We start from the raw sequence: 25,170 nt of genomic DNA on the forward strand, positions 1-25,170 counted from the left end.
AAAAAATCTCCATCTCTGTAACAGAGAATGGAGATTTTTCATTTAGTTGAATCAATTTTCGATGCTTTACGTGCGATGACGACGATAAAGACGATTGCACCGACAGGAAGCACTAACGGCATCCAGTCGAGGATATACTGTGTGTTCATGGTATCCCCCCTTATTGGCATGAGCTATAAGCGTAGCATATTCCAAATAACGGGATGATGCAAGTCTCGTTACAGCCGTGGTAAGACCGAATAAGCGATTGAATAATACAGTAAAATACTCGTTGCAAGCGAATAGACGACAAGAATTACCGGGATATGTTTGAGTTGACCACGACGTTTAAAGAGACGAATCGAAAAGACTGTAATGGCTAGTGCAAAGAGTGGACTAAAACCAAAAATAACGATATCCATCGTTTCTAATAGTTCTTCCGCAAAAAGTAAGTTAAAAGCGAAAATAAACAATAAGTACCAGGAAGTATAGGATAGACAGACGAAGAATAGATACAATAGTCCATCCATCCAGCCCCGTGTACGGCGATTTTCCATCTGTTGCATGACGTTCCTCCTACATAAGTATCAGATACCCTTAATAGTAGACGGAAAAGATACGCGAAAATATTCAAATATGAATATACGACAAAAAACGACAAAAAGTGTCCTTTCACTTGCAAGGACACTTTTCGCAGCATTAGTTTACAACAGAACTTTCCTGATAGATTCGCGCCAACTGAAGGACCTTCTCTTTAAAGGTTTCACGACGGATGCTCGGTTCGATGATTTCAGCTAAGTTAGCAAATTGAATCAACCATATCATGAAGCCTTCCGAGAAGAGGGCACTGACTTTAACCTCGAACCATTCCTCGTCGATTCGTCGACAGCGGATATCCGTCCCGAATCGATCGACGACCGTCGGCATGACGCTTTCGTGAAATTTTAACGTCAGTTGCTCATCTTCCCCTCCGTACATGTTGAACATGTTACTCAAGTAGGAAGGATCCACCTCGACCGGAGTCTCTGCCGGTTCGAATACACTGCACTGGACGATCCGGTCGACACGATATGTCCGAATCTGCTGGACACGTTCATCACGACCGATTAAGTAATAGTTCCCGTTATCGACAATTAGGTGCGCTGGTGTGACGAGATAAAAATCACCATCTCGGCGGAGCTCGAACTTCCGCGTCCGTTCATTAAACTTCCCTTGGTACTGAAAGCTGATGATTTCTTGTTCCGTAATCGCCTTTTGAATCGTATCGATCGAGAACGGAATCATTCCTTTTGGTTTTTTTACCGTATGGATGACGGGGTTCAACGTCTTCGCCAACCGCTCGCTCGTCAATGATTGAATCGTTCGAACAAGCGCCTTCGTCTCACTTTCCGAAATGAATTTCGCACTTGCAATCGCGTCGACGAGTAAACGCAACTGGTGATGCTCAAACCGCCGGCTGACGAGATGATATGGCGTCGCCAGTCCATTTTTCGTCTCTTCTTTGACGACATCAAACCCTGCTTTCGCGAGGGCCTCAATATCGTCCTTCAGCGATTTTCTTGATAATTTTTCAATCAATCCTCGTTTTGATAAAGCGATACTCAAGTCTTCTAACGTCAAGGTCTCCTCTTCGTCCGAGTATTTTTCAAAAATATCCCGAACAGCCAGTAAGCGATCACGGTTTGATAATTTTTCAGTAGGCACGGTACATCCTCATTTCCTATCGTTACGGTATTTGATTATACTTCGAGTATACCGTAAATAAATAATAATATTAACAATAAATTGGTAAAATTTATATCGTTAGGAGAATTTGGATGCATTTGATTGGTGAATGGAAGGAACAACAATTTGATTACCGGGATAGCGGAACAGGTCCCATCATTCTGTTAATCCACGGTACACAGTCCGATTACCGGGAAATCTATCATGTCGAAAAATTAATTCAAGCCGGGTACCGCGTGATTGTCCCGTCACGTCCCGGATACGGAAAAACCCCGCTGCGGTTAGCGGAGTCTCCTGTCGAGCTAGCTGCGTTTTATAAAGGTTGGATGCAAGCACGTGGTTTTACGCGCTATACCATCTACGGCATCTCAGCAGGCGGTCCGACAGCAATCGCCCTAGCGAGCCAAAACGATGCTGCTTGCTCACTCGTTTTAGCGTGTGCGATGTCTCATCAAATTTCACTTCCATACCAGAACGTATTGATTCAACCGCTCTTGCAACGTCCACTCCACTTCATTCAGTGGGTATTATGGACATATGTTAAAGATAAGTTAAAAAAATTTCCTGAAGAGGCGTCCGTCCGGATGGTCGAAATGACGAGCCTATTGCAACGTAGTGACATTCGGTCACTCTTGACGCATGAGGATGAACGCTTATTGTATGCCGTCGGACTACAGAACGGTCCCGGGCGCGGCGTCTTGTTCGACATCACTCAGCAGCTTGAGCGACAGACACTCGAAACGGTCAGCTGCCCAGTCCTAATCGTCCATTCACAAGCCGATCGCGCTGTCCCGTTCGAGCATGCCCGCTATACGCAGCGTCTGATCCCCCATGCCCAGTTCATCGAATCGAAAAGTCCGGGTCATTTGATTTGGATTGGTCCTTCAGCACGACGAGATGAACGAATGATTGAACGCTTCATCACATTAAATCACCTGTAAACGAACATGTAGCTTCATTTTTTCATTTTCCTCGACAATCGAGATGATTCCCCGGGCCGTCAATTCGTCGATCGCCTGCTCCGTCCGTTCTTCGTTCAAGCGGGCACAGCGGGCGATTTCTGCGATGCCCATTCGACAGGACAGTTGATTCGCTTTGATTTTCGACGAAGGTTTGGCAACGGACCGTTGCAACAAACGCCAAAAGACATGACGGGCGTCGTCCGATAATGCATAGGCGTTCTTTTCAATGACAGGGGGTACATACCGAATGTCTTCACGGATTCGACGAATTAAGTACAGGCTGAGCCATTCCTCGAGTTCAGCTTGAATCCGGAAAAATTCAAACCACCAAAGTTGATCAAGTGCTAGTTCCTCATCACGGCTGAGCATCCAGCTCGGTGGGATTTGATCAAACTCCTCTTCAAGCCAGTCCTCATAATCAAGTGCCGTCTCATAGAGGACTTGCGGCGAAATTTGAGCCAACGATTCCCGTGATTTATAGATATCAAAGCTCATCCGACGAAAATGTTCGACGGACGCTGCGACTTGACTGAGATGAACGAACTTTTTCGTGATAAGACGAGCGAGACCGTCTAAATCATGGTGCATCACATAAAGGTGTTTTTCTAAAGCAATCAAAATACTTCTTTCCATCAGACGTATCCTCCTCTTTTCCTGGTGTGCTGATAGTCTTTTTCCGCAATCCCGGTTTTCAAAACCATTCTTAGAAGCAAATCAGTTTATTTCAACGTTTCCTTTGTCTTACAATGGACAAATAGCGATTAATAAAGGAGATGAAACGAAGATGTATACGATTTACGGCAGTTCTAGAAAAGGGAACAGTGAATGGCTCGGTGTCCGCGCATTCGAGGGCATTCCTCATGTGTCGGTCGATTTAGCCAACACGATGATTCAACCTGTGGAAGACCGGCGGCATCATGGTGGGTTCTTACCGATTGGCGATGATTACCGGCGGATCGTGGAAGAAATGCTCGAGCATGACGACATCGTGTTCATTACGCCGATCTACTGGTATTCGATGTCCACGAAGATGAAGCTCTTCATCGACCGCTTCAGTGAATCGTTGCGTGATGAAGACTTACGTTTCCGTGAGCGGATGCAAGGCAAGCGATTCCACCTGATTGCTGTCGGCGGCGATGATCCGAAAGAAAAAGGACGCGCCCTTGTGACACAGTTCGAGCATATCGCGACCTTTTTAGGAGCCCATTTTGAAACGGCGATCCTCGCGGAAGGGAATGCACCGGGGGACGTCGAACGCGATACGGTCGCCCTTGCAGAGATTGATGCGTTCCGAGAAAAAATGTCAAAAGCGTACGTTTAAGGAAAGTTATGTAAGGGAATCTTTTGATTAGTTCCATTCTGTAGTCAGACTAATCGGAGGTGGTGCTAGATGTTACAGTCGAAAAAACGCAATGAACGCAAGTGGAAACAACTTAAGACACGCAATCATATCGTTTTACTAGAACAGCTATTTCAAACGGATGAAGAAATACGGGTCGTGCGACCACGACTTGATTCTCACTCCACTCCCTTAAATCCGATCGAGCCTTCTCGTTAAGTCGTATAGGACAAAAAAAGACGCATTTGCAATCGCAAATGCGTCTTTTGACTGTTTAGTCGTTTTTGAGCTTCACATTTTGGTCGGCAGGCAAGGTTGTCGTCGTTTCCTCTTCTTCAAGCTTCGGTACACCCGCTCCATAATCTTTCGATTCATCTGCGACGTAAGATGCGGCATAGGCCGGGTTGATTAAGTCTGACTTTGATCCGACAATGACGATATGGCCATGGCGGACTTCATCTTCCAAACTTTCTGCAACATCTTTCGTCATGCCAAGTTCAGATAGTTGGGCGATACGATCTTTTCGATTACTACGGACGGTCGCCATCAATGTTTCAAAAAAAGATTTTTTCGTGACGCGGTAAGCAAGCGTCTGTGTATCGTTCGCAATCCGTTCTGCCAGTTCCTCGTCTTTTGCAAAAATATAAATTTGTTTATTTGAATACCCGCCTGACTTTAAACTCGTTATTTCTGCATCGACGCCAGTCATGTCACGGACAATACGTGTTTCAATCATGTTCGTTCATCTCCTTCATACTAAGCCTCAGTTGGCTGTCTCAATATAAAGTTATTCCCGAAACATAATGAATAAAACATGGATTTCAAAAACTGCTTATGAAACTTTCTTTAGTGACGTGCCGCGTCGTTGTTTACGAAGTACCGTCAGGATGATGATGAGACCTACCAGCACTTGCGGCACCACGGTTTCAATCGTCGGATAAAATCCGATCCAGGCGATGGGCGGCAGCGCAAGTGGATGGACAGGCAATACACCTGTCAGTTGGAGCGCATGTAGACTTACACCGAGTATCTTAAAGGCCATCATATAGATTAAGATGGTCGCGCCTAAGAATAGACGGCGAATCGGCAAACGGACACCGAAATAGATGACTGCAATTGACACGAGTCCGATGAAGAGAACGGCTGCCAAAATGCCTCCACCTAAGGCGAGTGGCGTCATCGCCGGTGCCATCCCGACGTAAAAGAGTAATGTCTCCGCACCTTCCCGGAAAATCGTCAAGAAACTGACGATGAAGAGTGAAGTCCGCGATAGGTCGGACACGAGTTGCGTCTGACGGGAAGTAATGGCCGTTTTCGAATGTAACCAATTTCCGACCAGTAACATCACGAGAACGGCGAACAAGCCGGTCCATCCTTCAATTTGCTCTCGTCCGACACTTGCGAGCGCGGTCGAGAAGAAAAATTGAATGATTAGCGCAAGCAGACCACTCGCTAAAAGCCCGAGGACGGCTCCGAACCAGATGTGCCGTTCCCCCCGTAAATTCGCTTTACGTGTTAAGGCGACGAGCGCACTGATAATCAGCAACGCTTCAAGTCCTTCCCGGACCATGACGAGCATCGCGTCGACGAACGTATAGCTCGTCTGGTCGGTCAGTTGTCCGAGCGATGCGCTTAATTCCTGTAACGAAGTGATTGTCGCGTTCCGCGTCTCCCCGTTTAAGCGGGCGAGCAATAAGGGGACGTCCGTCTCGACTTGCGTATATAAAGCACTGTCTCGTGTCCGGACCGCCCCTTCTCCGCTCGGCCACTGGGCGATGAACGTCGTCAAAGTCGACCGCGCCCCGTCGAGGTCTTTTGCAACGAGCGCATCCGACGCCTGATCGAGTAAACGGATCAAATCGGTCAATTCGACTGATGCCGTCTTGACGATGTCCCCTTCGACGAATGAGTCGATGCTTGTATCAAACTGGTCGAGGGCCTCGTTCCATTCCGTCTGGTCGAATGTCTGGCGCGCTTGTGCGATGCGAATCGCAGATAACGCCATCTCGACTTTTCCGTAGTGACCGATGCTTTCTTCCCGGACGACGCTCTCACGGGCCGTCCATTCCTTTAACAAGGTCTGTTCGAGTTTCTTTCGCTCACCCGCATCCGCTTGCCGCATTTGCTTGGTCACTTCATGCAAATCAAGCAGACGGGTCCGGGCCGTCGCATCCTGCGCGGGACGCATTGTGTCTTCGAGCGTCCGGACGGCCGTCGACAGTGCCGTCAAGTCCGCACTGATCGTCGCGAACGACGCATCCTGATGTTGTTTCAGCGTCGATAAACGCTTTAAGATGACGGCTTTTTCATCTGAGTCAGCCAGTTCCTTTGATTGTTTAGCTAACGTCGCGATTCGTTTTGAAAGTGCATCGCGATCTTCCGCCTTCACGGCTGAGATGGCTTGACCAATCGACACGTAAAGGGCATCGGTTTTCGCCTCTGCACCCGCATGGGGGATGAGCGTGCTACATATAAGGAACACGAGTAAGGCAGCTTTAAGCAAAGAGCGCATCACCGATGTAACCTCCTTTTTGAATGCCGCCGAAACACGCGAACAGCGCGCTTCCACGATGAGTAATGTATTCATTCATCCGGTCAGAAGTTGCGAGCCGTTCTTGGATCGTGATGAACTGCTCCGGCGATCGCTGATACGAGAGGAACAACAGACCGGCGTCTAATGCGCCTGTCGTCTCATCAACGCCATCCTGGTAGGAGTAGGAGCGTCGGAGCAGTTGCACCTTTCCTTCACCATGCGCGACCGCTGTATGCGAGTCTGCCGGTAGTTCTGCTTCCCCCCGTGCGATCCGTTTCGTCGGTGTAACGGACGCGAACTCATCTTTTGAACCGAGTGGTGCCCCGGACGCCCGTTCACGCCCGAATGTCCGCTCCTGCTCCTTCAAAATCGTCCGGTCCCAGACTTCAAGGTGCATCTGAATCCGGCGAACGACGAGAAACGTCCCGTTCGTCAGCCAAGGTGAACCATCACGCCATTGATAAAACAGCGTATTCTCCCGCGTCGCTGCTTTCGTCACGTCAGGATTGCCTGTCCCATCTTTGAATCCGAACAAGTTCCGCGGTGTCCCGCCTGTCGCATCTGCCACTTTCGACCGCTGGAAACCGGCTTGCGTCCAACGAATCTTGACGACACCCCGTCCGATTCGGGTCAAGTTGCGTAACGCGTGGAAGACGACTTGCTGGTCGTCCGCACAAATTTGGACAATCAAGTCACCGCCGGACCATTTCTCATCGAGCTGGTCCAAATCAAATGTCGGTAAATCTCGTAAGAGTGCCGGGCGTTTATGGCCGATGCCGAAACGATCCCCTTCAAATAAACTAATTCCGCAACCGAACGTGAACGTCAAGTGACTTGCAGATAACCCCTCTGCTTCACCGGTGTCGTCCGGTGGGATGTAGGCGCTATCTGTTTCGCCGAGCGATAGTCCTGCTGATAAGCGCGCGCAAGCCCGCGTCCAGCGCTTCAATAAATCAATCAGCTCGTCGCGGCGATCCGTCTTGACGTCAAAAGCGACGAGTTGGACATGATTTTGGGCCGGCGTCATGATGCCCGCTTGATAGGTGCCGTAAAACGGGACTTGATCGGACGCCTTAGCCGTCAAGGCGCGCGGTAAGAAGCGTTCGACACCACTTGCATAAAAAGCTGCACCGAGACCGGTCAGGCCGGCGACTTTTAAGACATCACGCCGCGTCATGCCAGCCTCTAATGTTGGTCGTGTCATGATTATCCCTCCAGTACGATGCCCATCTTCGACAGCGGTTCTGCCAGTTCGTTAATGGCTTGACTCAACTGTTTAACGTCGGTTTTTGATAAGTCCGTATAGAGGACGTACCCCTTTTCCGTTTTCTTCGCTTCTAACAAGGCATTGACGTCTTCAAAGCGCGCTGCGATCTCTTTTGACAATGCGTCGTCTTGTTTCATCAGGCTCGGGTTCAATAACTGATAAATTTTTTCCGCCCCTTGGACGTTCGCTGCAAAATCATAAAGATCGGTATGTGAATAGCGGTCTTCTTCGCCTGTCACTTTCGAAGTCGAGACTTCATTCAATAAATCCGTTGCCCCCGTCACGAGAAGCTCCGGTGTCACGTCGACTGTTTCGACTTTTGCACGCAAGAGGTGGACGTCCTGCATCAATTGCTCCGCGTATTGCTCATACCCTTTTGTTGTTCCCTTTTCGAACAAGCCTTGTTCGATCCGGTGATAACCGCCCCACTCGGATTCCTTGACGTCACCTGCACGGGCATCGATTTTCGGATCGAGGTCACCGAAAACTTCCGCGATCGGTTCCGCCCGTTCATAGTGCATCCGCGCCGGTGCATAGAGCGCTTTCGCTTTTTCAAGGTCCCCTTCCTTGACGGCCGTCGTGAAGGCTTCTGTTTTATTCGTGAAGGCATCGAGTTCATTGATCGCATAATCGCGGTAATCGGCGACGACCTGATCGAATTGGCCGTCCGCTGTTTTCGGTGTCGCTTTTGTCGTTGTTTCTTGTTCCCCGCAAGCAGCTAACAAGGTCGCGAGTGACAAGACGCTCGCCGTAAGGATTTTCTTATGTGACATGATTCATTTCCCCCAAATCGTTAAGTAAGTTCAGTTGTTAGTATAGACGATAATGATAATCGTTATCAATATAAATTTAGAGCTAACATGAAAAACCCGTCCTGACGAGCGTCATCAGGACGGGTTTTTGCTCATTTAGTTGTTTTTTCGCTTTTTAAAATACGTCCGTGAAATGATGAACGCTACGATTGCAAACCCGATAAAGACAAACGCTTTTTGGACGAGCGTCAAGAACGATAAATCAAACACTAACAGCTTAATCGCACTGACGCTAAGTAGCAGCAGACCGGATAATCGCCAGACGGACAAATTACGGATCCGACCAATCGTGACGAGAAGCAAGGCAAGTAAAATGTAGGCAACCGATAATGTCGTACTGCGATTCGTTTCGTCGAGTCCGTCATAAAACGGCAGTTCCATGACGAGTAACGTATACGTCGTCAGGACGCCGACGGCTGCGACAACTAGACTGATCTGGAACGTCCCGTCCTCGACCATCGCGCGGTGTTGTTGCACGAGTAAATAAATTAAACCACTCGTCGCAAGTACTAAGGCGACGACCGAAAGACGAAACGAGTCGTTCATTGCCGCGTACATACCCGACTGCGTAATCTGGTCGAAGATGAAGTAGACATACAAAGCGAGAGCGATCATCCGTTGGTACGGCATGTGCTGGCGTTTGACGAACCAAAGGCCGATCAGGATGCAGGCGAACAACAGGGTTTCGAACTGCTCGCTCAGTCGAAGTATGTCATAGGGAATTTGCGTGATCGCATAGAACACCGTCGCGTGACCGACTGCATTGTGCCAGGCATCTTTTGAGTAGTTAGCGATGCTATAGGCAAGCCCTGCCAGCGCGAGGGCAATCAGTGTCCCCCACTGCCAATCGATGACGGCTAGACTCGCAATCACAATAAGACCGGCCCCGTAACTCGGATAATTCCACTTCATCCGGAGACGTTGCCCAGTGAAGGCGGTCCCGATGTAGCTGACGAGCGACGCAGCAAGCAGTGAGATTTCGTCAGACGTGGACGGTGGTGAAAAGCCGACCATGCTCATCGCTGTAACAAGAGCGATCGTCAGGAATCCCCAGCTGACGACGAAACCGAGAATCGTTTTTAAGCGAACCGCGGCATAGAACAAGGCGGCGAACAATATCACTTCATACAGTAAAAACAACGAAACGTTCGCTTCGTCCGCCAGTTGCAGAAACGGGAGTAAAAATCCGGTGATTGAGACGAGAATCAGGAGGACACGTGACGCCATCCATAACATTAATCCGAACGTAATGAATAAAATGACGAGTTCGAGCGAGAAGGCAAGACCCGGCGAATAGAATTGATACAACGCCATGCCAGCGAACAAGGCGGCTAAAGAAACGATGGTCCCCGTCGCGACGAGCCCGACGCCGAGTTCTCGTCGCTTTTTCTCATACTGATACTCGCCTACTCCGATTAAGAGCAATCCGATGAGCACTCCGCTGCCGACTCGGACCGCTGGATTGACCCAGCCGGAGATCGAGGCGTAAGAAAATAAGAAAATTGCCCCAATCGCGGCAAAAATTGCGGCGATGCGCGGTAACCAGATGGTCGCAATCATGTGTTCCCACTCATCGCGCGTCCGGATTTGTTTGATTTTTGGTGAAAACGTGTCGTCTTTTTTGACGAAGGCGGGTCTTTTTTTCGGTGTCGCGACCGTACTTTGCTCCGGAGTCGACGTTGGATGCGGAACAGGATGCAGCTGTTCGAGTTGCGCGACACGTAACTTCAACGCCTCGAGTTCCTGTTCCAGTTGGGTGATTCGTTGTTCTTCCATCATTCCACCCTTTCTTTATTTTAGATGGTACTAGTGTACCTGTTTCTTCTGCCTTTTTCTTATTTTTTCAAAAATAAGGAAACGTCAGGTGACGATTCAACGAAAAAAAACGACTTCCGCCCTTTTGGAAAAGGTGAAAGTCGTTTGTCAGGAGACCGGTTAACGAACGGATAACGCATATTGTCCCGTCGTGTTATAAACAGATGTGAACTGTGCGCGACTGACGGCGTATTTCCCACGGTACGGATCAGACACGTAGAACGAACTGCTTGAAACACCCGTCACGAGCATGACGTGATAGTTCCGGTACCCGGTGAACGTTTTGCCGTCCGGCTTGATCCAAGAGAAGTAGCCATATGGATTTTTGAAATCAACGGTCGCCCAGACGATGACGGGATTCCCGCTCCGGATTTCACGTTCAATCTTACTGACACCTTGTTTGGAGATATCGACGGCGCCACTCCGGTATTTTTTAGCGAGCGGGAGAATGCCTTTTGGATAGACGCCCCAGTTTTTGTAGTAAGAGAGCGTCCCGGCCGGATCACCCGTAAACATTTTTTCTGGATCGGCCCAGTAGTATTTCCCATTTTTGTAGGTCGCATTGCTGATGCTTTTCGGTAGTTGTTTATAGAGCGACGCAGCCGAAACAGACTTTTTCTTGTAGGCGAGCGCCATCTTCAACGAGACGAACTCGCAACCTGACGGGTAGCCTAACGTGTATTGATTGTAGTACGGGACATTTAATTTTTTAGTCGTACTGCTCGTTGGCTTCGTTTTCGTTAAGTACTGTGTCGAGACATAGCGGTAGCTCCCGCTATACAAAATACGTGTAAAGCTCCCTGACGTGCCATACGTTGCGACTTTGACCCCTTTACCGAGCTGGGTGACGGATTTGTATTTTGTGCTCGGGCCCGTTCTGACGTTTAACGTCCCGACCGTCGTATACTTCGTGCCGGTCGATGTGTATTTCGAGGACGTCGTCGATGTCTTCACATAATCTTTGTGTATGTACCCCGTCCGTGATTTATAGGTGATTTTGTACCAACTTCCCGATGTTCCTTTTAACGTATAGACGTTTCCTTTGACGACATTCCCGAGAATCTTGCTTGAGGTCGTCGGCTTTTCACGGACACGTAAGACTGCGGTCGTGATGGTCAGCTTCGTGGCGGCATGTGCGACGAGCGACGGACTGAATACGCCAAACAGAACACCAGCGACGATGACACTTGAAAAAAACTTCTTCATGATAGACCCCCTTAACAGAATGACAATACGATGATATACACCATTTTTCCCAAGTTATTGAAATAATAATCATGATTTCAAAAGAAAATTCTGAAAAAATAGAAATATCTTCATTCTTTGTAACAAAAAAAATCCTCCTGTTGTATATGCACAACAAGAAGATTCAGACTGTAGACAAAGTTCTATCGGGAGATCAAGCGTCTTTGTTCGTTGCGTTCCTCGGGCGAGGCGCAAGCCGTTGCTCCTTGGATCCTAGCGGCCAACGCGCAGGGTCTTGCCTGCCTCTGAACGTGCGTTAAAAACGCACTTTTTCCCGTAGGAGTCAACGAAACATGACGCTTTTTAGCTAATACCGTGACCAAAAAGCCGGGCATGGAGACGTTTTAAAGCGCAATCCGTCTTGAATCGCTTTTAAAGCACGAAAAGTAATCGGTCGCGACCCTGTAGCTTTTTAAATGAAATTCAATTTTTAATATTGACGATAAACGGTGACGGTTGAGTGAACGCCTGCTCGAGCACATGGGCGACGAACGTCGTCTCTTCTTCCGTCACTGGAAGAGGGGCATCTTCAACGATACTCCGGTAAAATGCCCGATATAATTTACCGTAGTCACCAATCGGACTCGGAATCCGGACATTTTGAAGATGATTGTGGTTATCATGATAGAGTAACCGACCGAAATCATCTTCCGAATCTTCCCCGAATCCTTCTTCCCCTGGGAAGTAGTCTGCTTTTAAGTCAAGCTCTTGCCGATCGACATGCTGTTTGATGAACGTCCCGTTCGTCCCATGAATCATCCAGCGCGGAGCGGGTGCCAGTGCGACATGACTCGTTCGGACACTCGCCTTGAAATCGTCATAATAAAAATCAAGCGCAAACGTATCGTCCGGAATCGCAGTACCCCGGACGGTTCGGATGTCATAAGCGACTTGGTTCGGTCTTCCGAACAAGGCAATGATTTGATCAATCGTATGGACGCCGAGACTATAGAGCGCACCGTTCTCATTCGCCGTATTCGCCGGCTTCGCATCCGGGCGATACAAGTCGAAATGCGAGACGACTTCGACGATGCGACCGAGCTTTCCGGACGCAATGACTTGGGCGACGGCTTGAAAGTCGCTATCGAAACGCCGATTTTGATAGGCGAGTAGCTTGACGCCTTGCTTACGTGCTTCCTCAAACAGTTGCACCGCTTCTTGTTCTGTGACGGTAAAAGGTTTTTCGACGAGGACGTGCTTCTGCTGTTGCAACGCCTTCAAGGCATAGGCAAAATGCGTCGCAGGCGGTGTGTTGATGACGACGACTTGAAGCTTCTCGTCCGACAACATCTTGTCGAGGTCCGTCGTGAACTGGACTGCGGGAAGCTTGTCCATATATTTTTCCTCTAACTCCGGTTTTGCCGTCCGATTATAAATCCACGTCACCTCGAAATGGGGATCAATCATGACATAAGGCAGATGATAACGGGTCGTGCTCTTACCGAAGCCGATGAAGCCAATCTGAAGTCGCATTCTATCACTCCTCGCAATTACTTTTCTTTTACCTTAACAAAGCGGCTACGACTTGTCTTGAACAAATGACCGATTATGCCGTCGCTTCGATTCGTTCGTACTCATATGTCGAAAATCCGTCATATGTTCCTTGGTACGTAAAACCGACCGACGTATAATAGTCGTTTAAAAATGCATTTGACGCCACGCAGTCGAGGCGAAGTGTTTCCCCTTCGTAATCCGTCAACTCGATTACATAATCAAGAAGTTGTTTTCCGACGCGGCGTCCTTTCGCCAAATCACTGACGACAATCCGGTGGATATAAAGACCTTCTGTATCTGCCCATAACGAGCGATCCCATTCCATCGAAGGAAGCAGGGCAACGGAACCGAGCAACTGGTCGTTTTCTTCAAAAACAAACAGTCTTCCGGCATCAAGATCCTCTTGGACGAGTGTTTCGATGTCTTGTTCAAGGTAAGCAGACCACTGTGTGCTGCCCGTCGCTTGGAGTGCGAGCGCCTTGTGCTCGAGTAGTGTTGCGATGTTTCGAACGTCTTGTGATGTAGCTAGTCGTATCATGTTGTACCTCCTGTAAGCAAAAATTCTTCTTTATCCTAACGAAAACTGCACCAGAAGAAAACCGTTTTGCTCGCATCGCTAAAAAAAAATCATAAAAACGCATCATTTTGTGATTTTTTTCATATTCTACAATTTTATTTTTAAATATCGTATTCTAAAAGTGTGATCAGACCCCCAGTCTTCACAACGTGGATCTACCGGCTTCCCACGAGCCGGTAGGCCTTTTTTTGTCTTCAGTCGAGTCCGACCCATTTTTTCGATAGACGGCGCGCATCTTCACGGTAGCGCGTATCCTCGACGACCGGGTTACTGAGACGTGGTGCGGAATCGGCGTAATAGCCGCCATTGTCGAGCCGGTCATTCGTCGTCGCGAGGTACAGTGCGGTTTTCGCCCCGTACTCCGGCGTATACAGTTTCCCGGTCCAGTAACCGATTTGAGCGATCGGCTTTAAAAGCACCTTCATCGCTTTGCCGTACTTGCCACGATAGAACAAGTCGGTATTGACGATGCCGGGATGGACGCTGACGAATGTCACATCGTCCCCATACTTGTCCGCGAGTTCACGCATGTGGACCATCTGTAGCAATTTCGATTCGCGGTACGACCGCATCGGGTTGTATTGTTCTTTTTTAACATGGGCAATCGATTCCAGTTCGATATCTGTTCGGACGAGTCCACCTTCCCCGGCGAGCGATGAAATCGAGATGACCCGTGGATCGTTTCCGTGTTGAAGGAGCGGCAGCAAGCGTTCAATCAAATAGAAGTGACTCAGGTAGTTGACTTGGAACTGGGATTCGAAGCCGTCTTTCGTCAAATGATACGGCGGGACCATGACCCCGGCATTTAAAATCAGGCGATCGATGCGACCAATCTGCTCAAACAAGTGGTCTGCAAACCGGCGGACGGATTCCAGTTGGTCAAGTTGAACGATTTCGATTTCAAGATTCGTATGCGACACCCCATGTTCACGTAACATTTGGACGAGCAGTGTTGCTTTCTTCTCTGAGCGGACGGTCGCAATGACGCGGTCCCCCCGTTCAAGCAACGCTTGGATTGTCACCATTCCCATCCCCGAGTTTGCGCCTGTCACGATACATATGTTCATTTCCATTTTCCTCCTCTAATTACGCTTTCTTCGTTTACATGCATATATATTGAGTGTTTTCCTTTTTCCGTCGATTTATACACATCATTTCAAAAAAAGACTTCTCCGCCTGCAAAAGAGGTGAATAGCGTATACTAAACGTAACAGAAGAGAACCCTGCCCCGATTCGAGGAGGTATGCATGTGCATGAAGGAACCGTCTTACTACTTGCCGGTATTTTGTTACTACTCGCAATCATCACGACCAAGTTCTCCTTTCGTCTCAACGTCCCGACCTTGATTTTATTCGTGTTCGTCGGCATTCTTGCAGGAACGGATGTCGCAGGATGGATTGCTTTTTCTGACTTTGAACAAGCGCGTCTATTCGGAACAATCGCCCTCGTCATCATTTTGTTCGATGGCGGTCTCAACACGAAATGGGGCGATTTCAGGCAAGTCCTCCCTGCTGCCCTTTCGCTTGCGACGGTCGGCGTCGTCATCACGACTGGCTTGATTGCACTCGTCGCCCACTTCATTCTTGATTTCAGCTGGCCGATGGCGTTACTCGTCGGCGCCCTCGTCGGCTCGACCGATGCAGCGGCTGTCTTTTCCTTACTGAGCGGACGTCCTGTCGATGAGAAGGTCAAACATACACTGGAAGCGGAGTCCGGAACAAATGATCCGATGGCTGTCTTTTTGACGATTCTCTTTACAGAACTTGCGCTCGATCCGGAAAGTTTCTCGATTATCAGTGGCGTCCTGTCTTTATTCTACGAAATGGGAATCGGTTTACTCGTCGGTCTCTGTATCGGCTGGTTCTTGACACAATTGATGAACCGGATTCAGCTTCAAGCATCGGCCCTGTATCCGACACTCTTGATCAGCGGCGCCTTACTGTCTTACGGGATCGCGACGAGTATCCATGCGAGTGGCTTCCTCGCCGTCTACGTGACAGGCATTTGGATCAGTAACCACGACATGATTTACCGCGACATCTTGATTCGTTTCAGCGGCAGCTTGTCGCATCTGGCAGAAGTCGGGATGTTCATCATGCTCGGACTGCTCGTCTTCCCGCGCCAACTGCTCGATCCGCAGATGCTGCTCATTTCAGGCATCATCGTCGTGACGCTGATTCTCGTCGCACGACCACTCGCTGTTTTCATCTCACTTCTTCCCTTTCACTACAATTACCGGGAGCAAAGTGTCATCACGGCTGCCGGACTACGCGGCGCCGTACCAATCATCCTTGCGACCTATCCGCTTTCGAGCGGACTTGCGAACTCCTATCTCTTGTTCAACATCGTCTTCTTCACTGTCATGACATCGGCTTTACTGCAGGGAACGGCCTTACCGTGGATTGTCCGTGTCATGAAGCTCGAAGTGAAACCAACGATCGGGATTGAGCCGTTGATTCAATTCATGACGGTCGCAAATCCGAATGCTGAAATCGTCGAGGTCAGTGTCCCGTCGTTCTGTCGGATTGACGGGAAAACATTGCAAGAGATTGAGATGCCGCAGGATCTGCTCGTCGTCGCCGTCATTCGTGACGATGCCATCATTACCCCCCGCGGTCAGACACGATTGATTGGTGGCGATCAACTCCTGATTCTGACGCCGAAACAATCGGAAGAACGGATTCGAAAGCTGATTGCCTCGCTTGGTCTTTAAAGTTAAAAAGGACCGATGATTCCGTGAAAAAAGCGGGATCATCGGTCCTGTGATGGATGTTGGACGGGATGTCCGGTACTTTGTTCAGACGTAAGAGTCCTATCCCAGATGGATGTTGTTGCGACGTTTAAGTCAGCCAGCCTTTCAGCGTCTCCATCCGGTCCGTGTGGCGTTTTAAGTCGAGGATCGTCTGTTTCACCTGTTCTGTACCGATTCGTCGCTCCGTTTTATCCGCACTGAATGTCCGGCTGATATTATAAGCGAGCCAATCAAGTTTGCTCGAATAGCTACAGGCGATTACAGCCGACCATTTCGCATCCCCTAGGTTATTTTTCGTTGTGTAACCACTAAAAAATGCTTGAAACTTCTGCTTGTTCAGATGCCCCGTCTCATCCTCTGACCAGTAAAGCGCCGTCTCAAGGACATCAAGGACAGGATGAATCGGACCCGCCGATTCCCAGTCAATGACGACCAGGTCGTTTTTCGTCCATAAGACATTTTTAGGATCCAAGTCGCGGTGACTCATGACGCAAGCGTTGGATAGGAACGCTTCTGCTCGCACTGCTCGCTCGTTCCACACTTTTAACGCCTCGGTGATTTCGCTTAGGGCAACACTCCACTCGGCGTCGATTGCTTGGCCTCTTTTGAGATGAGTTGTCCAGTCGTGGCTAATCGTTCCAACCACTGCGGGGACCATGCCAGCATCAAGTTGGTGTAAGCCTGCGAGATAGGTCCCGATGGTATTACAATGGGATGGCTGGATCTCCTTCAAGGAAAGCAGGTTGCCGTCGACCCAGTCAAAAATAAGAAAGTACTCGTCAGCTATCTGTTGCACCGCTTCCCCCCGTATCCGTTTTGCCGGAAGAGCGGAAAGGTGCCGACCTGCAAGCAATGCAAAATCTTCCGCGTTTTTGAAGTTCGCAAACGCGTCAGGTCGTCTCATAATCTGCGGATTCAAGCATTTTACAGCATAATGTCCTTTTGTCGTCCTCAGTCCATACATGTCATGGATGAAACCGCCGGAAAGGGGGCGTGGGTCTTCTGTCCGTTCGCCTAAATCAAACAATACACAAATCTGATCAAATCGGTATGATTCCATATGTTTCTCCTGTTATCTCCGTTATTTTTTACGAACTTTTTCGCCTTGAGAGGCGCCAGAATCGATTGAACCGTTAACTTATGCGAAAAAACCCCCGACGTTTTTTCGCAGGGCGAAGACATCGGGGGTTCGATCCTCATTCAATAGAATTTACTTGTTTTCTACCAGCGTTTGTTACTGCTGACGAATGTACCGGACATCGAAGTGGTCAGTCAACTGTCTGATGCGTGAAGTCGTATCAGACAGATTCGCGAGTGTAGCTGACGTTCATCGTTGTTCCTCTTCTCGTCTAATCTCGATCGTTCCGGGTGGGCGGTGCGGTAATGTAATGGATAGTCCTGCGAACTGGAAGTGGTCACGTCCGTTTTGTGCACGTTCAATCCAATTGACTGCCTCTTGGCGCGCTAAGCCATGCCGGATCCGGTTCTCCGCCTGTGTCCGTGAAATCCCGGTACAGACGACCTCTGTCAAGTAGGTCCGTTCATCGGACTCAAACTGTTGCCAAATCCCGAGGATGAGTTGTCCGACAGCACTGACGGGTGTCCCGTCCGGTTCACCGGCGCTGACGGCCTCGTCAAGCGCATGAATCGCTTCGGTACACGTGTCGCCGAGTGCTAAAATCCGTTGGGATGCTTTTTGCATGATCCGGAACCGTTTTTGTCCGTCTTCCAGCCATAACCGCTGTGCAAAAGGGTCGACGGGAATGCCATGAAAGAATGTGACCGTCCCGCGCCAAGCGAAGCCGAACGACGGATCGTAGTCACGAATCGTCTCCATCGCTTGTCTGTGGAATCGTTTGATTTCTGACCGTTCCTCATGCAATTGGTCGCGCAATCCTGCCGTATCATCAATCGCAACCGCAAGCGGCGTCATCGTGAACAGTTCATTATCGGCAATCCGGTGCGGCATCAGGACTGCTCCATCGAACCGGTAATCGTTCGCCGGGCGTCCCGTCCGCCCGACGAACATGTGCCACCTGCCTTCCGCTGCGGCGAATGCGTACGCTTGGTGTGCGAACGGTGGTGCCACGAACAGTCCAGGAAATTCCTCGAACGTTTCAATCCGGATCGTTTCTCCGTCATACCACTCCCGTTCGATTGCCGCGAGCAACTGCCCCGTCGGAGATTGACGGTCCGTCAAATAACGACCGGTATTGCTATAGAAGCCGAGTAAAAACTCACGCTCTTCTTCTTCGAATGTCACCATCGTCAGTTGGAACAACGATTCGATTTGTGCTTCGGCGAACGCATCCTCGACCGTATCCGGATGGTGCGATTCAATCGCAATCATTTTCCAGCCCATCCGTTCATATAAGTTGATCGTCACGGGGAAGAACAAAAAGGCTCCGTGGGTCGCCTCGAGCTTAATGATGTCTTGCATGGCAAGGCGTTCAATCCGTAAGTTAAAGCCCATTCGTTCGAAGTGATCCTGTAAGCGTCTTTTCCAGTGCGTAAATTCCATGATCCGTCCACTCCTCTCTCGATTCGTTTAGGCGCGTTTTCGTAGCGGGTTCTTCGACCAGTAGAGGTATAACGCAATCAGACCACCGACTCCGATGATGTAAGAAGGTGTCCCGCTGACTTGGAAGATGACATCGGGATTCGGGACGAACGTAATCAAGACCGCTTTATACGTTGCAAATAAAACGAAACTGATGATGAACTGTCTCCAGACACGTCCTTTGACGTCACGTATTTTCGGTGACGTGATTAAGATCGACATCGCGTCAATCAAGAACAAGGCGATGATTGAGAACAACAAATAGTCGGCGAGTGCGAACTGAAAGACGCCATCGATTCCCTCGATGAAAATATACATCAAGATGCTTGAGACATAGTTCCGTGTCCAGCGTTTTTGTGTCTCAGCACGACGCTGTTCCGGAATCGCTGCAATCATCATGTCGAGTCGCGCTTCCGGTGTTTGCCCATGGACTTCTTCGAACGGTCGTTGTTGCCGCTGCGCTTCATACAAATCAGCCTGCAGTTGACGTTCGATGTCCGTTCGCTCCGGTTCTTCCGCGTTAACGTTCAAACGGGGTAACAATGATTCAAAAATGCGTGTGTTAGCTTTCGTTAATTTCAAGCGACATCCCTCTTTTCCATGTTTAAGTATAACGGTTTATCGGGAAAAATACTTAGGTGAAGATGACGATTACTTGACGAATCCCACTTAAATGTTCAGAATAATCAAAAAGTGTAACTTTTCTTTTTTCAATTTCGTAGGATAACAAAAGAAGGAGTGAGCAACGATGCGCCAAACACTAACGAATGCCGCACTCATCACGCTATTGACCAGTGCCGGGATCGCGTTTCCTTTGACGAACGAAGCAGATGAACTGGATTCACCTGTCGAAACGGAACAAATCGAACCGCTTGATGAGCAAACACCCTAAACGGGACTGCCTTAACCGTAAGGACGTCTCTCGATTAACTAAAAACAAGGAAGACGGTTCTCCGGTGTTCGCCCCGGAAATCCATCTCCCTTTTTTTAATGTGGTCTTGCGAGATACACGGCAAAGATGACCAGGAGGATCCCCGGGACGAGTAACAATAGGTAGGAACGCTTCCGTTTCCTGCGCGAAACGCTGAGAATCGTCAAGTAGATTCCTAGTATGAATGACAGCAACATGATGTAAAAACCCATTTGTATTCATTCCTTTCGAACGTAATTGTTCATGCCTAAGCATTACTCGGTTGTGTCACGTCACCTGTAACATCAATCGACCACGTCAAGATCGTCGTACTGTCCCGGACAGCATGGTGCTTGATTGTCGTCAACAAGGTCAAAACGGCCTCCTGCGCCTCCGTACCACGAAACGCGCGACCGATGTCCGTCGCATCGCTGAACGGTTCACCGGGACATTCGACGAGTCCGTCCGTCGTCAAAAAGAGCCGGTTGTGTCCCTGACGCAGTTCACGGATGCCGCGGGTATAACACGGGACAGGTAACGCAAACGTATTGACTTGTCCAATCCATTCAAAGAATTGCCGTTGATTGAGACTGTGTTGACCTAACCCGGCAAGCTCCGGATGAAACAGATGCGCGATGCAATCTCCAACCGACAGCCAAAAAACATAGTTTCCTTTCCGGACGACGACTAAACAAGCCGTCTCCCCCCGACACGTCTCGCATCGTGCGCGAAATGTGTCTTCCGTCAATAGTTCGAGGATGATCTGTTCGAACGTCGGAAGGACTGACTCGGCTGCTTGTTCGAGTTGCTGATGCAACCGCTCTTGATACATCAAAAATTGCTCCGCCACGAGTTCGGCACTTTCTGCCGAATTATGGGCATCGAGTAAGACGGTCAACTCCCAGTCCGTCCCCGTCATGACGAGACAACCATCTTCGTTTTTTGTTTGACCCGCCGTCGAGCAGCCACCGAACCGTCCGAGAACGACCGGACCCACCTGCCGTATGTCGATTTGATCGACATACGCTTCTTCACTTCCGACCCAGCTAAACATGCCTGACTCCCCCTATTCTGTCTGTTCTATCGAGAATACCACACCTGCTGTCATTTGGAACATTTTCCCTTTCATTAATCCAAAAAAAGTCCCCCACTTCGACTACGGCTGTAGTGACGTGAGGGATGCGGCTTAATTCGTTGTCATGAATGGCTGGATGAATAATTTTAAGCGTTTTTGATAGTTGACTTGATCTTCGAGATACGTTTGACCATGACCCGCTCCTCGGACCGGATATAACTGCTTCAATCCAGGTTTTGCTTGATACAGTTCATAAACCATCCGCGATGGCATGAGTTGATCGTCCGTCCCATGGATGAACAGTGTCGGAATCATGATTTTGCTCGTTTGTCGTGTCACTGACACGTCACCGTAAAAGAAGTCCTGTTCGAATTTATTGAACGTGCTCGCCATCGCGAGTGACGGTCCTGCGGGATAACTGATCTGTCGATCCGCTAAATGATTGAGCCAGTCATCAAATCGGGCGTAGGCACCTTCAGAGATGACGACTTTGACTTGTGTCGGTAACATTTCTTCTCCAGCTGCGAGTAATGCGGTCGACCCGCCGACACCAAGCCCGTGATAGGCGATGTGACTCTCGTCCCCTGTTTCTTCGAGAAGTCGTTTCGTCCATTCAATCAAATCAAGCCGATCGAGCCAGCCGTAATTCTTTTTCCCACCGTTTTCAGGCTGCCCCCGTCGTTCGGCGACTAAGACATTGTAGCCGAATTGTTCATGATACAGCTGCACGAGTGGTGCAACTCCGTCCGGCGTCGCTTGTTCCTCGTCCGGGACGAGAATGACCGATTTGTTTGTTGACTCTGTTGCAGGTAGATAGTCTGCGTGATGAACGCGTCCATCCGTCTCGAACGTCTTCTGTTCGAACGGTTGGGCAGCAGACCATTCAGTTGCCTTGGTCACGGCGTCACTTGATTCATCAGCCGGTTTACCCGCAAGAATCGGTGACGCTTCCGACTCGCCGACTAATGTTTTTTGAATGCGGTATCCATCAAAACTGATTAATCCGATGAATACGAGTAGTATCGCGAGTACGATTGCTAGTCCTTTTCGCACAACATGAACTCCTCTCTTTTCCTATATAACGCGTTATTCGTTATCATACCGTATGTCCCCTGCTTCTGCACGGTCTGTTTTCAGAAAAGAGCGTTGGTACCAGGTCCGGACGTCCTCAAATTGCTTATGTGTAAAATAACCCGCGTTCAAATGTCCTTTACCACGCAGATTGATTTCAAACTTCAGCAAGTCCTTTTGTTCGAGAAAACGGGAGACGTGCCCCGACAAAGCCTCGATTTTCAAACGCGGTGCATAAATCGTTTCCCGGTTAACGAGTTGGCGACGTAAGACGAACAACTCCTGTTCGAACCCGTAACACGTATTGCGGTACCCGGTCCGGGCAACAACGTAATAGAGCGGTAAAACCAGGTACAACAGCATGCCGATCCATTTAAGCGGGCTCGTCAAAAAATAGACGAGTCCGGCATTGACTGCTGAAAACAAGATGATATACCGGACGAGCCGCCAACGGATGACATAGAAGAAGCCGCGGTCGGTCGCATGATGCATCGGTTTGACACGTTTGAAGCGCGGCAGAAACCGGTCGAGGAAGGCGTCGATTTCCGATTCCCGGATGAAGGGGTGGAACAACATCTGCTCTTCCTTCCCGTTCGCCGATATGACGTTGAGTGACAGGTGGGCACGCTTGAACCGTCGTTTAATCCAGTTTTCCTCGATGAATAAGGCTTGGACCTTATCCTGGTGAAAGATGACTTCCGTCCGGTTCAGTAATCCGTAACGGATGGTCAGCCGTTCATCTTTAAGTGTCGCTTCGAACGAACCGTAACGAACGACGTAGACGACAATCGATCCGATATAGGCGAGGAGTAAGACAAGCAATCCGATTCCAATCAGGAGGACGAGTGATAAATGCGCCAATTCATTAAAGACACGATCGACATACTTTTCGATATATTGATCAATCAGTTGATACCCTGCAAAGAAACCGACTAGCGCCAGTCCGAGACGACCGGACAAGGCGCCGGCAAAAAACAGGTCGGACAAGCTGACACGAAACGAGTCCGTCGTTTCTATTTGTTCTATCTGTTCGTCCTCTTCTTTAATCGTCGACTTCAAGGAAGTAGCGAACGCGAGCCGGACACCTTTTAATTCGACTTCCGGTTCACCGCCTTCAGAAGACGTTTCGACGGACAGCGTCGCTAAACCGAGCAGACGCTCGAGCAGGTTTTGGTTGATGCCGACGGATTCAATCCGCCGCCGTTGTGTCGTCCGTTCACTTTTACGGAAGACGCCTTTGTTGACACGAATCGCTTGGTCATCAATCGTAAACGTATAAAAATACCAAGAAGTGATTCCAGAAATGAGAAGAACGAGACAAAAAACACTAAAGCCGATGATTGTATACCAACCGAATCCATCGTTCTTTAAATCATTGAACAATAAAAAAGCGAGCGGGATGACCGTCGACCGGAGATGCGTCAGCGTCGACATCAAGATGAATAACGGGTGGACGCGACGTGTCATAGGGATTCCTCCTCTTGCTCCTCGAGTTTCGCGAAGCGTTCGATATGGCGTCTTAATTCGAGTGTGCGTCGTTCTTCGAGACGCTGGATTTCCGCAAATCCGGATGCCGTATTGACTTTGATGTTCATCAAGCCGGCGCGACGTAACAAGGGACCGGTCGATGTATCAATGAACTGAACTTTGACGAGTGGTATGATTTCAATTTTACGGAAGATGACGCCTGACTTGACGCCTAAAAATTCTTCATCGACCTGATAACGGAAATAGTCGTAACGCAGACGCGGTATGTAATAAAACTTTAAGATGAATAACGCGGCCACGAGTCCTGTCACGATCCACATCCACCACGGAGATAAGTCGAGCCACACAATTTGGACGGTTGTCATGACGGCAATCAAAAGCGCATACAAACTAAACCGTATCGCCACATATTGCCGTTCGACTTTGACGGAGTCGAGTGATAACCGTTGCCAGCCACTTTCTAAGGTTGAAGATTGCATCTGTTCCCACTTCCTTTCTCTTAAAACTACGGAGTCCATCGTCAATAAGTTTCACTCGGCTTAAATCGAACATTGACATTTGACCCGAAATCATCGCATATATAGAAGAGTAGAAATGTAATTCTAGGAGGTACCATGCTAACATTTGAAGAAAAATTAAACATCATTGAGTCGTTTCCACAACTCGTCCGAAAAGATGTTTCACTGAACCGTGTCAATTTCCACTTTCCTGAAAGTCAGTTTGAGAAAAAAATCGTCGTCTATCACCTTCATCCGAACGGGAACGGATTCGTCTATGCCGCCGGATTACCGGGCTACGAAGTCGATAACAAAGGACTCGTCAACATCCGTGAGTTTTCTGCTCCTGCCTTGATTCTTTTGCTTGAAGATGCAATCAAATCGTTATCGACGGTCGAGACGGTCGAAACGCTCGAAGAAACGTGGGTCAACGATAACCAGTTCGAACTCACACTTTTGAATGAAGACCTCGATACATGGCTCGTCTATGCAGGCGACTTGCTCGATGGTGCCTTCAATTCATACAAAGAAGCGGCAAACTATCTTGAAGAAGAAGGTTTCCGCCGTAAATAACGAACATGAACGGAACTGAATCATTCAGTTCCGTTCATGTTTATAACCAATTGATTTAACGTTTGTTTGACACGTTCTAAATCCTCTTCCGACACGCCGAGTGTCTCTTTTAAGGCGAGCGGAACTTGTTCCGCTTGCTCGCGCAACATATGCCCTTTGTCTGTCAACGTGATTTGGATATGTCGTTCATCTTTCTTATTGCGGACGCGTCGAATTAACTCTGATGCTTCGAGCTTTTTCAATAACGGGGTTAGCGTCCCCGAATCCAAATGCAACCGTTCACCGACGGCTTTCAAGGATTGTTGATCTTCTTCCCATAAAACGAGCATGACTAAATATTGCGGATACGTCAGTCCAAGTGGTTCGAGCAACGGACGATAACGTTTCGTGATTTCCCGCGAAATCGAATAAAAGGGAAAACAAAGTTGTTCATCTAACGATAATGGGTTTGACATGATAGTCCTCCTCGGAAGCAAAGTACTTGCTTTCTTTTTTA

The 25,170-nt window shown here is 48.9% G+C and carries 26 protein-coding genes; 6 read left to right on the forward strand and 20 right to left on the reverse strand.

Annotated features, from left to right (window positions below; translation table 11 throughout):
• Positions 1-218 precede the first annotated feature (218 nt).
• Positions 219-545 carry a hypothetical protein gene (locus tag A0126_RS07915; protein ID WP_088837175.1) on the reverse strand — a complete coding sequence of 109 codons (327 nt, stop codon included), beginning with the start codon at positions 543-545 and terminating at the stop codon, positions 219-221.
• Positions 546-678: 133 nt separating this feature from the next.
• Positions 679-1,683 carry a helix-turn-helix transcriptional regulator gene (locus A0126_RS07920; protein WP_088837176.1) on the reverse strand — a complete coding sequence of 335 codons (1,005 nt, stop codon included), beginning with the start codon at positions 1,681-1,683 and terminating at the stop codon, positions 679-681.
• A gap of 113 nt (positions 1,684-1,796) precedes the next feature.
• Between A0126_RS07920 and A0126_RS07925 the strand changes: the two genes are divergently transcribed.
• On the forward strand, positions 1,797-2,645 hold the full coding sequence (locus A0126_RS07925; RefSeq protein WP_088837177.1) for an alpha/beta fold hydrolase: 849 nt from the start codon (positions 1,797-1,799) through the stop codon (positions 2,643-2,645).
• Here the strand turns inward: A0126_RS07925 and A0126_RS07930 are convergent.
• Positions 2,631-3,299 (reverse strand): hypothetical protein, encoded by a 669-nt coding sequence (locus A0126_RS07930; protein WP_088837178.1) that lies wholly within the window; start codon positions 3,297-3,299, stop codon positions 2,631-2,633. The two genes, A0126_RS07925 and A0126_RS07930, sit on opposite strands and share 15 nt — an antisense overlap.
• A 151-nt stretch (positions 3,300-3,450) precedes the next feature.
• Here A0126_RS07930 and A0126_RS07935 point away from each other — a divergent pair, with 151 nt between their 5' ends.
• Positions 3,451-3,987: a flavodoxin family protein gene (locus A0126_RS07935; protein WP_088837179.1), complete on the forward strand. Its 537-nt coding sequence runs from the start codon at positions 3,451-3,453 to the stop codon at positions 3,985-3,987.
• A 69-nt stretch (positions 3,988-4,056) separates the two neighbouring features.
• Entirely contained in the window at positions 4,057-4,224 is a 168-nt protein-coding gene (locus tag A0126_RS19145) for a hypothetical protein (RefSeq protein WP_157898483.1), read from the forward strand.
• 55 nt (positions 4,225-4,279) lie between these two features.
• On the opposite strand, the gene A0126_RS07940 is transcribed toward A0126_RS19145, so the two are convergent.
• The 9 genes from A0126_RS07940 to A0126_RS07980 all read right to left on the reverse strand — a co-directional run bounded on the left by A0126_RS07940 (position 4,280) and on the right by A0126_RS07980 (position 14,815).
• Entirely contained in the window at positions 4,280-4,741 is a 462-nt protein-coding gene (locus A0126_RS07940) for a YflT domain-containing protein (protein WP_088837180.1), read from the reverse strand.
• Positions 4,742-4,837: 96 nt separating this feature from the next.
• Positions 4,838-6,517, reverse strand: a complete 1,680-nt coding sequence (locus A0126_RS07945; protein WP_088837181.1) for an FTR1 family iron permease — start codon at positions 6,515-6,517, stop codon at positions 4,838-4,840.
• Complete coding sequence (efeB, locus tag A0126_RS07950) at positions 6,501-7,742, reverse strand: iron uptake transporter deferrochelatase/peroxidase subunit (RefSeq protein ID WP_088837182.1); 1,242 nt, start codon at positions 7,740-7,742, stop codon at positions 6,501-6,503. Before efeB ends, A0126_RS07945 begins: the two co-directional genes overlap by 17 nt.
• Before the next feature lie 2 nt (positions 7,743-7,744).
• Entirely contained in the window at positions 7,745-8,578 is an 834-nt protein-coding gene (gene efeO, locus A0126_RS07955; protein ID WP_088837183.1) for an iron uptake system protein EfeO, read from the reverse strand.
• 135 nt (positions 8,579-8,713) lie between these two features.
• Positions 8,714-10,393 (reverse strand): DUF2339 domain-containing protein, encoded by a 1,680-nt coding sequence (locus A0126_RS07960; RefSeq protein WP_088837184.1) that lies wholly within the window; start codon positions 10,391-10,393, stop codon positions 8,714-8,716.
• A gap of 159 nt (positions 10,394-10,552) precedes the next feature.
• The gene (locus A0126_RS07965) at positions 10,553-11,638 is read right to left on the reverse strand and encodes an SH3 domain-containing protein (RefSeq protein WP_088837185.1); all 1,086 of its coding nucleotides are present in this window, start codon (positions 11,636-11,638) and stop codon (positions 10,553-10,555) included.
• A 462-nt stretch (positions 11,639-12,100) separates the two neighbouring features.
• Positions 12,101-13,150, reverse strand: a complete 1,050-nt coding sequence (locus A0126_RS07970; protein ID WP_088837186.1) for an oxidoreductase — start codon at positions 13,148-13,150, stop codon at positions 12,101-12,103.
• Positions 13,151-13,223: 73 nt separating this feature from the next.
• Positions 13,224-13,709 (reverse strand): GNAT family N-acetyltransferase, encoded by a 486-nt coding sequence (locus A0126_RS07975; protein WP_029330260.1) that lies wholly within the window; start codon positions 13,707-13,709, stop codon positions 13,224-13,226.
• A 233-nt stretch (positions 13,710-13,942) separates the two neighbouring features.
• Positions 13,943-14,815: an SDR family NAD(P)-dependent oxidoreductase gene (locus tag A0126_RS07980; protein ID WP_088837187.1), complete on the reverse strand. Its 873-nt coding sequence runs from the start codon at positions 14,813-14,815 to the stop codon at positions 13,943-13,945.
• A gap of 176 nt (positions 14,816-14,991) precedes the next feature.
• On the opposite strand from A0126_RS07980, the gene A0126_RS07985 reads away from it, so the two are divergent.
• The gene (locus tag A0126_RS07985; protein WP_239456722.1) at positions 14,992-16,461 is read left to right on the forward strand and encodes a potassium/proton antiporter; all 1,470 of its coding nucleotides are present in this window, start codon (positions 14,992-14,994) and stop codon (positions 16,459-16,461) included.
• 127 nt (positions 16,462-16,588) lie between these two features.
• Here A0126_RS07985 and A0126_RS07990 read toward each other — a convergent pair whose 3' ends face one another.
• The 3 genes from A0126_RS07990 to A0126_RS08000 all read right to left on the reverse strand — a co-directional run bounded on the left by A0126_RS07990 (position 16,589) and on the right by A0126_RS08000 (position 19,642).
• Positions 16,589-17,560 carry a phosphotransferase gene (locus A0126_RS07990; RefSeq protein WP_088837189.1) on the reverse strand — a complete coding sequence of 324 codons (972 nt, stop codon included), beginning with the start codon at positions 17,558-17,560 and terminating at the stop codon, positions 16,589-16,591.
• A 267-nt stretch (positions 17,561-17,827) separates the two neighbouring features.
• Positions 17,828-19,021: a hypothetical protein gene (locus A0126_RS07995; RefSeq protein WP_088837190.1), complete on the reverse strand. Its 1,194-nt coding sequence runs from the start codon at positions 19,019-19,021 to the stop codon at positions 17,828-17,830.
• A gap of 27 nt (positions 19,022-19,048) precedes the next feature.
• Positions 19,049-19,642 (reverse strand): hypothetical protein, encoded by a 594-nt coding sequence (locus A0126_RS08000; RefSeq protein WP_088837191.1) that lies wholly within the window; start codon positions 19,640-19,642, stop codon positions 19,049-19,051.
• Positions 19,643-19,808: 166 nt separating this feature from the next.
• Between A0126_RS08000 and A0126_RS19150 the strand changes: the two genes are divergently transcribed.
• Entirely contained in the window at positions 19,809-19,952 is a 144-nt protein-coding gene (locus A0126_RS19150; protein WP_157898484.1) for a hypothetical protein, read from the forward strand.
• A gap of 286 nt (positions 19,953-20,238) precedes the next feature.
• Here the strand turns inward: A0126_RS19150 and A0126_RS08005 are convergent, their stop codons facing one another.
• The 4 genes from A0126_RS08005 to A0126_RS08020 all read right to left on the reverse strand — a co-directional run bounded on the left by A0126_RS08005 (position 20,239) and on the right by A0126_RS08020 (position 24,083).
• A complete protein-coding gene (locus A0126_RS08005) occupies positions 20,239-21,024 on the reverse strand; it encodes a PP2C family serine/threonine-protein phosphatase (RefSeq protein ID WP_088837192.1) in 786 nt (261 codons plus the stop codon).
• Between the two features lie 132 nt (positions 21,025-21,156).
• Positions 21,157-22,098, reverse strand: coding sequence for an alpha/beta hydrolase (locus A0126_RS08010; protein WP_088837193.1), 942 nt, complete (start codon positions 22,096-22,098; stop codon positions 21,157-21,159).
• Between the two features lie 33 nt (positions 22,099-22,131).
• Entirely contained in the window at positions 22,132-23,583 is a 1,452-nt protein-coding gene (locus A0126_RS08015; RefSeq protein WP_088837194.1) for a PH domain-containing protein, read from the reverse strand.
• Complete coding sequence (locus A0126_RS08020; protein ID WP_088837195.1) at positions 23,580-24,083, reverse strand: PH domain-containing protein; 504 nt, start codon at positions 24,081-24,083, stop codon at positions 23,580-23,582. The genes A0126_RS08015 and A0126_RS08020 overlap by 4 nt, the downstream gene beginning before the upstream one ends.
• A 135-nt stretch (positions 24,084-24,218) precedes the next feature.
• Between A0126_RS08020 and A0126_RS08025 the strand changes: the two genes are divergently transcribed.
• Complete coding sequence (locus A0126_RS08025; protein WP_029330281.1) at positions 24,219-24,674, forward strand: hypothetical protein; 456 nt, start codon at positions 24,219-24,221, stop codon at positions 24,672-24,674.
• A gap of 20 nt (positions 24,675-24,694) precedes the next feature.
• On the opposite strand, the gene A0126_RS08030 is transcribed toward A0126_RS08025, so the two are convergent.
• On the reverse strand, positions 24,695-25,132 hold the full coding sequence (locus A0126_RS08030) for a MarR family winged helix-turn-helix transcriptional regulator (RefSeq protein ID WP_369834782.1): 438 nt from the start codon (positions 25,130-25,132) through the stop codon (positions 24,695-24,697).
• Positions 25,133-25,170 lie beyond the last annotated feature (38 nt).

This window comes from Exiguobacterium sp. N4-1P (assembly GCF_002214325.1).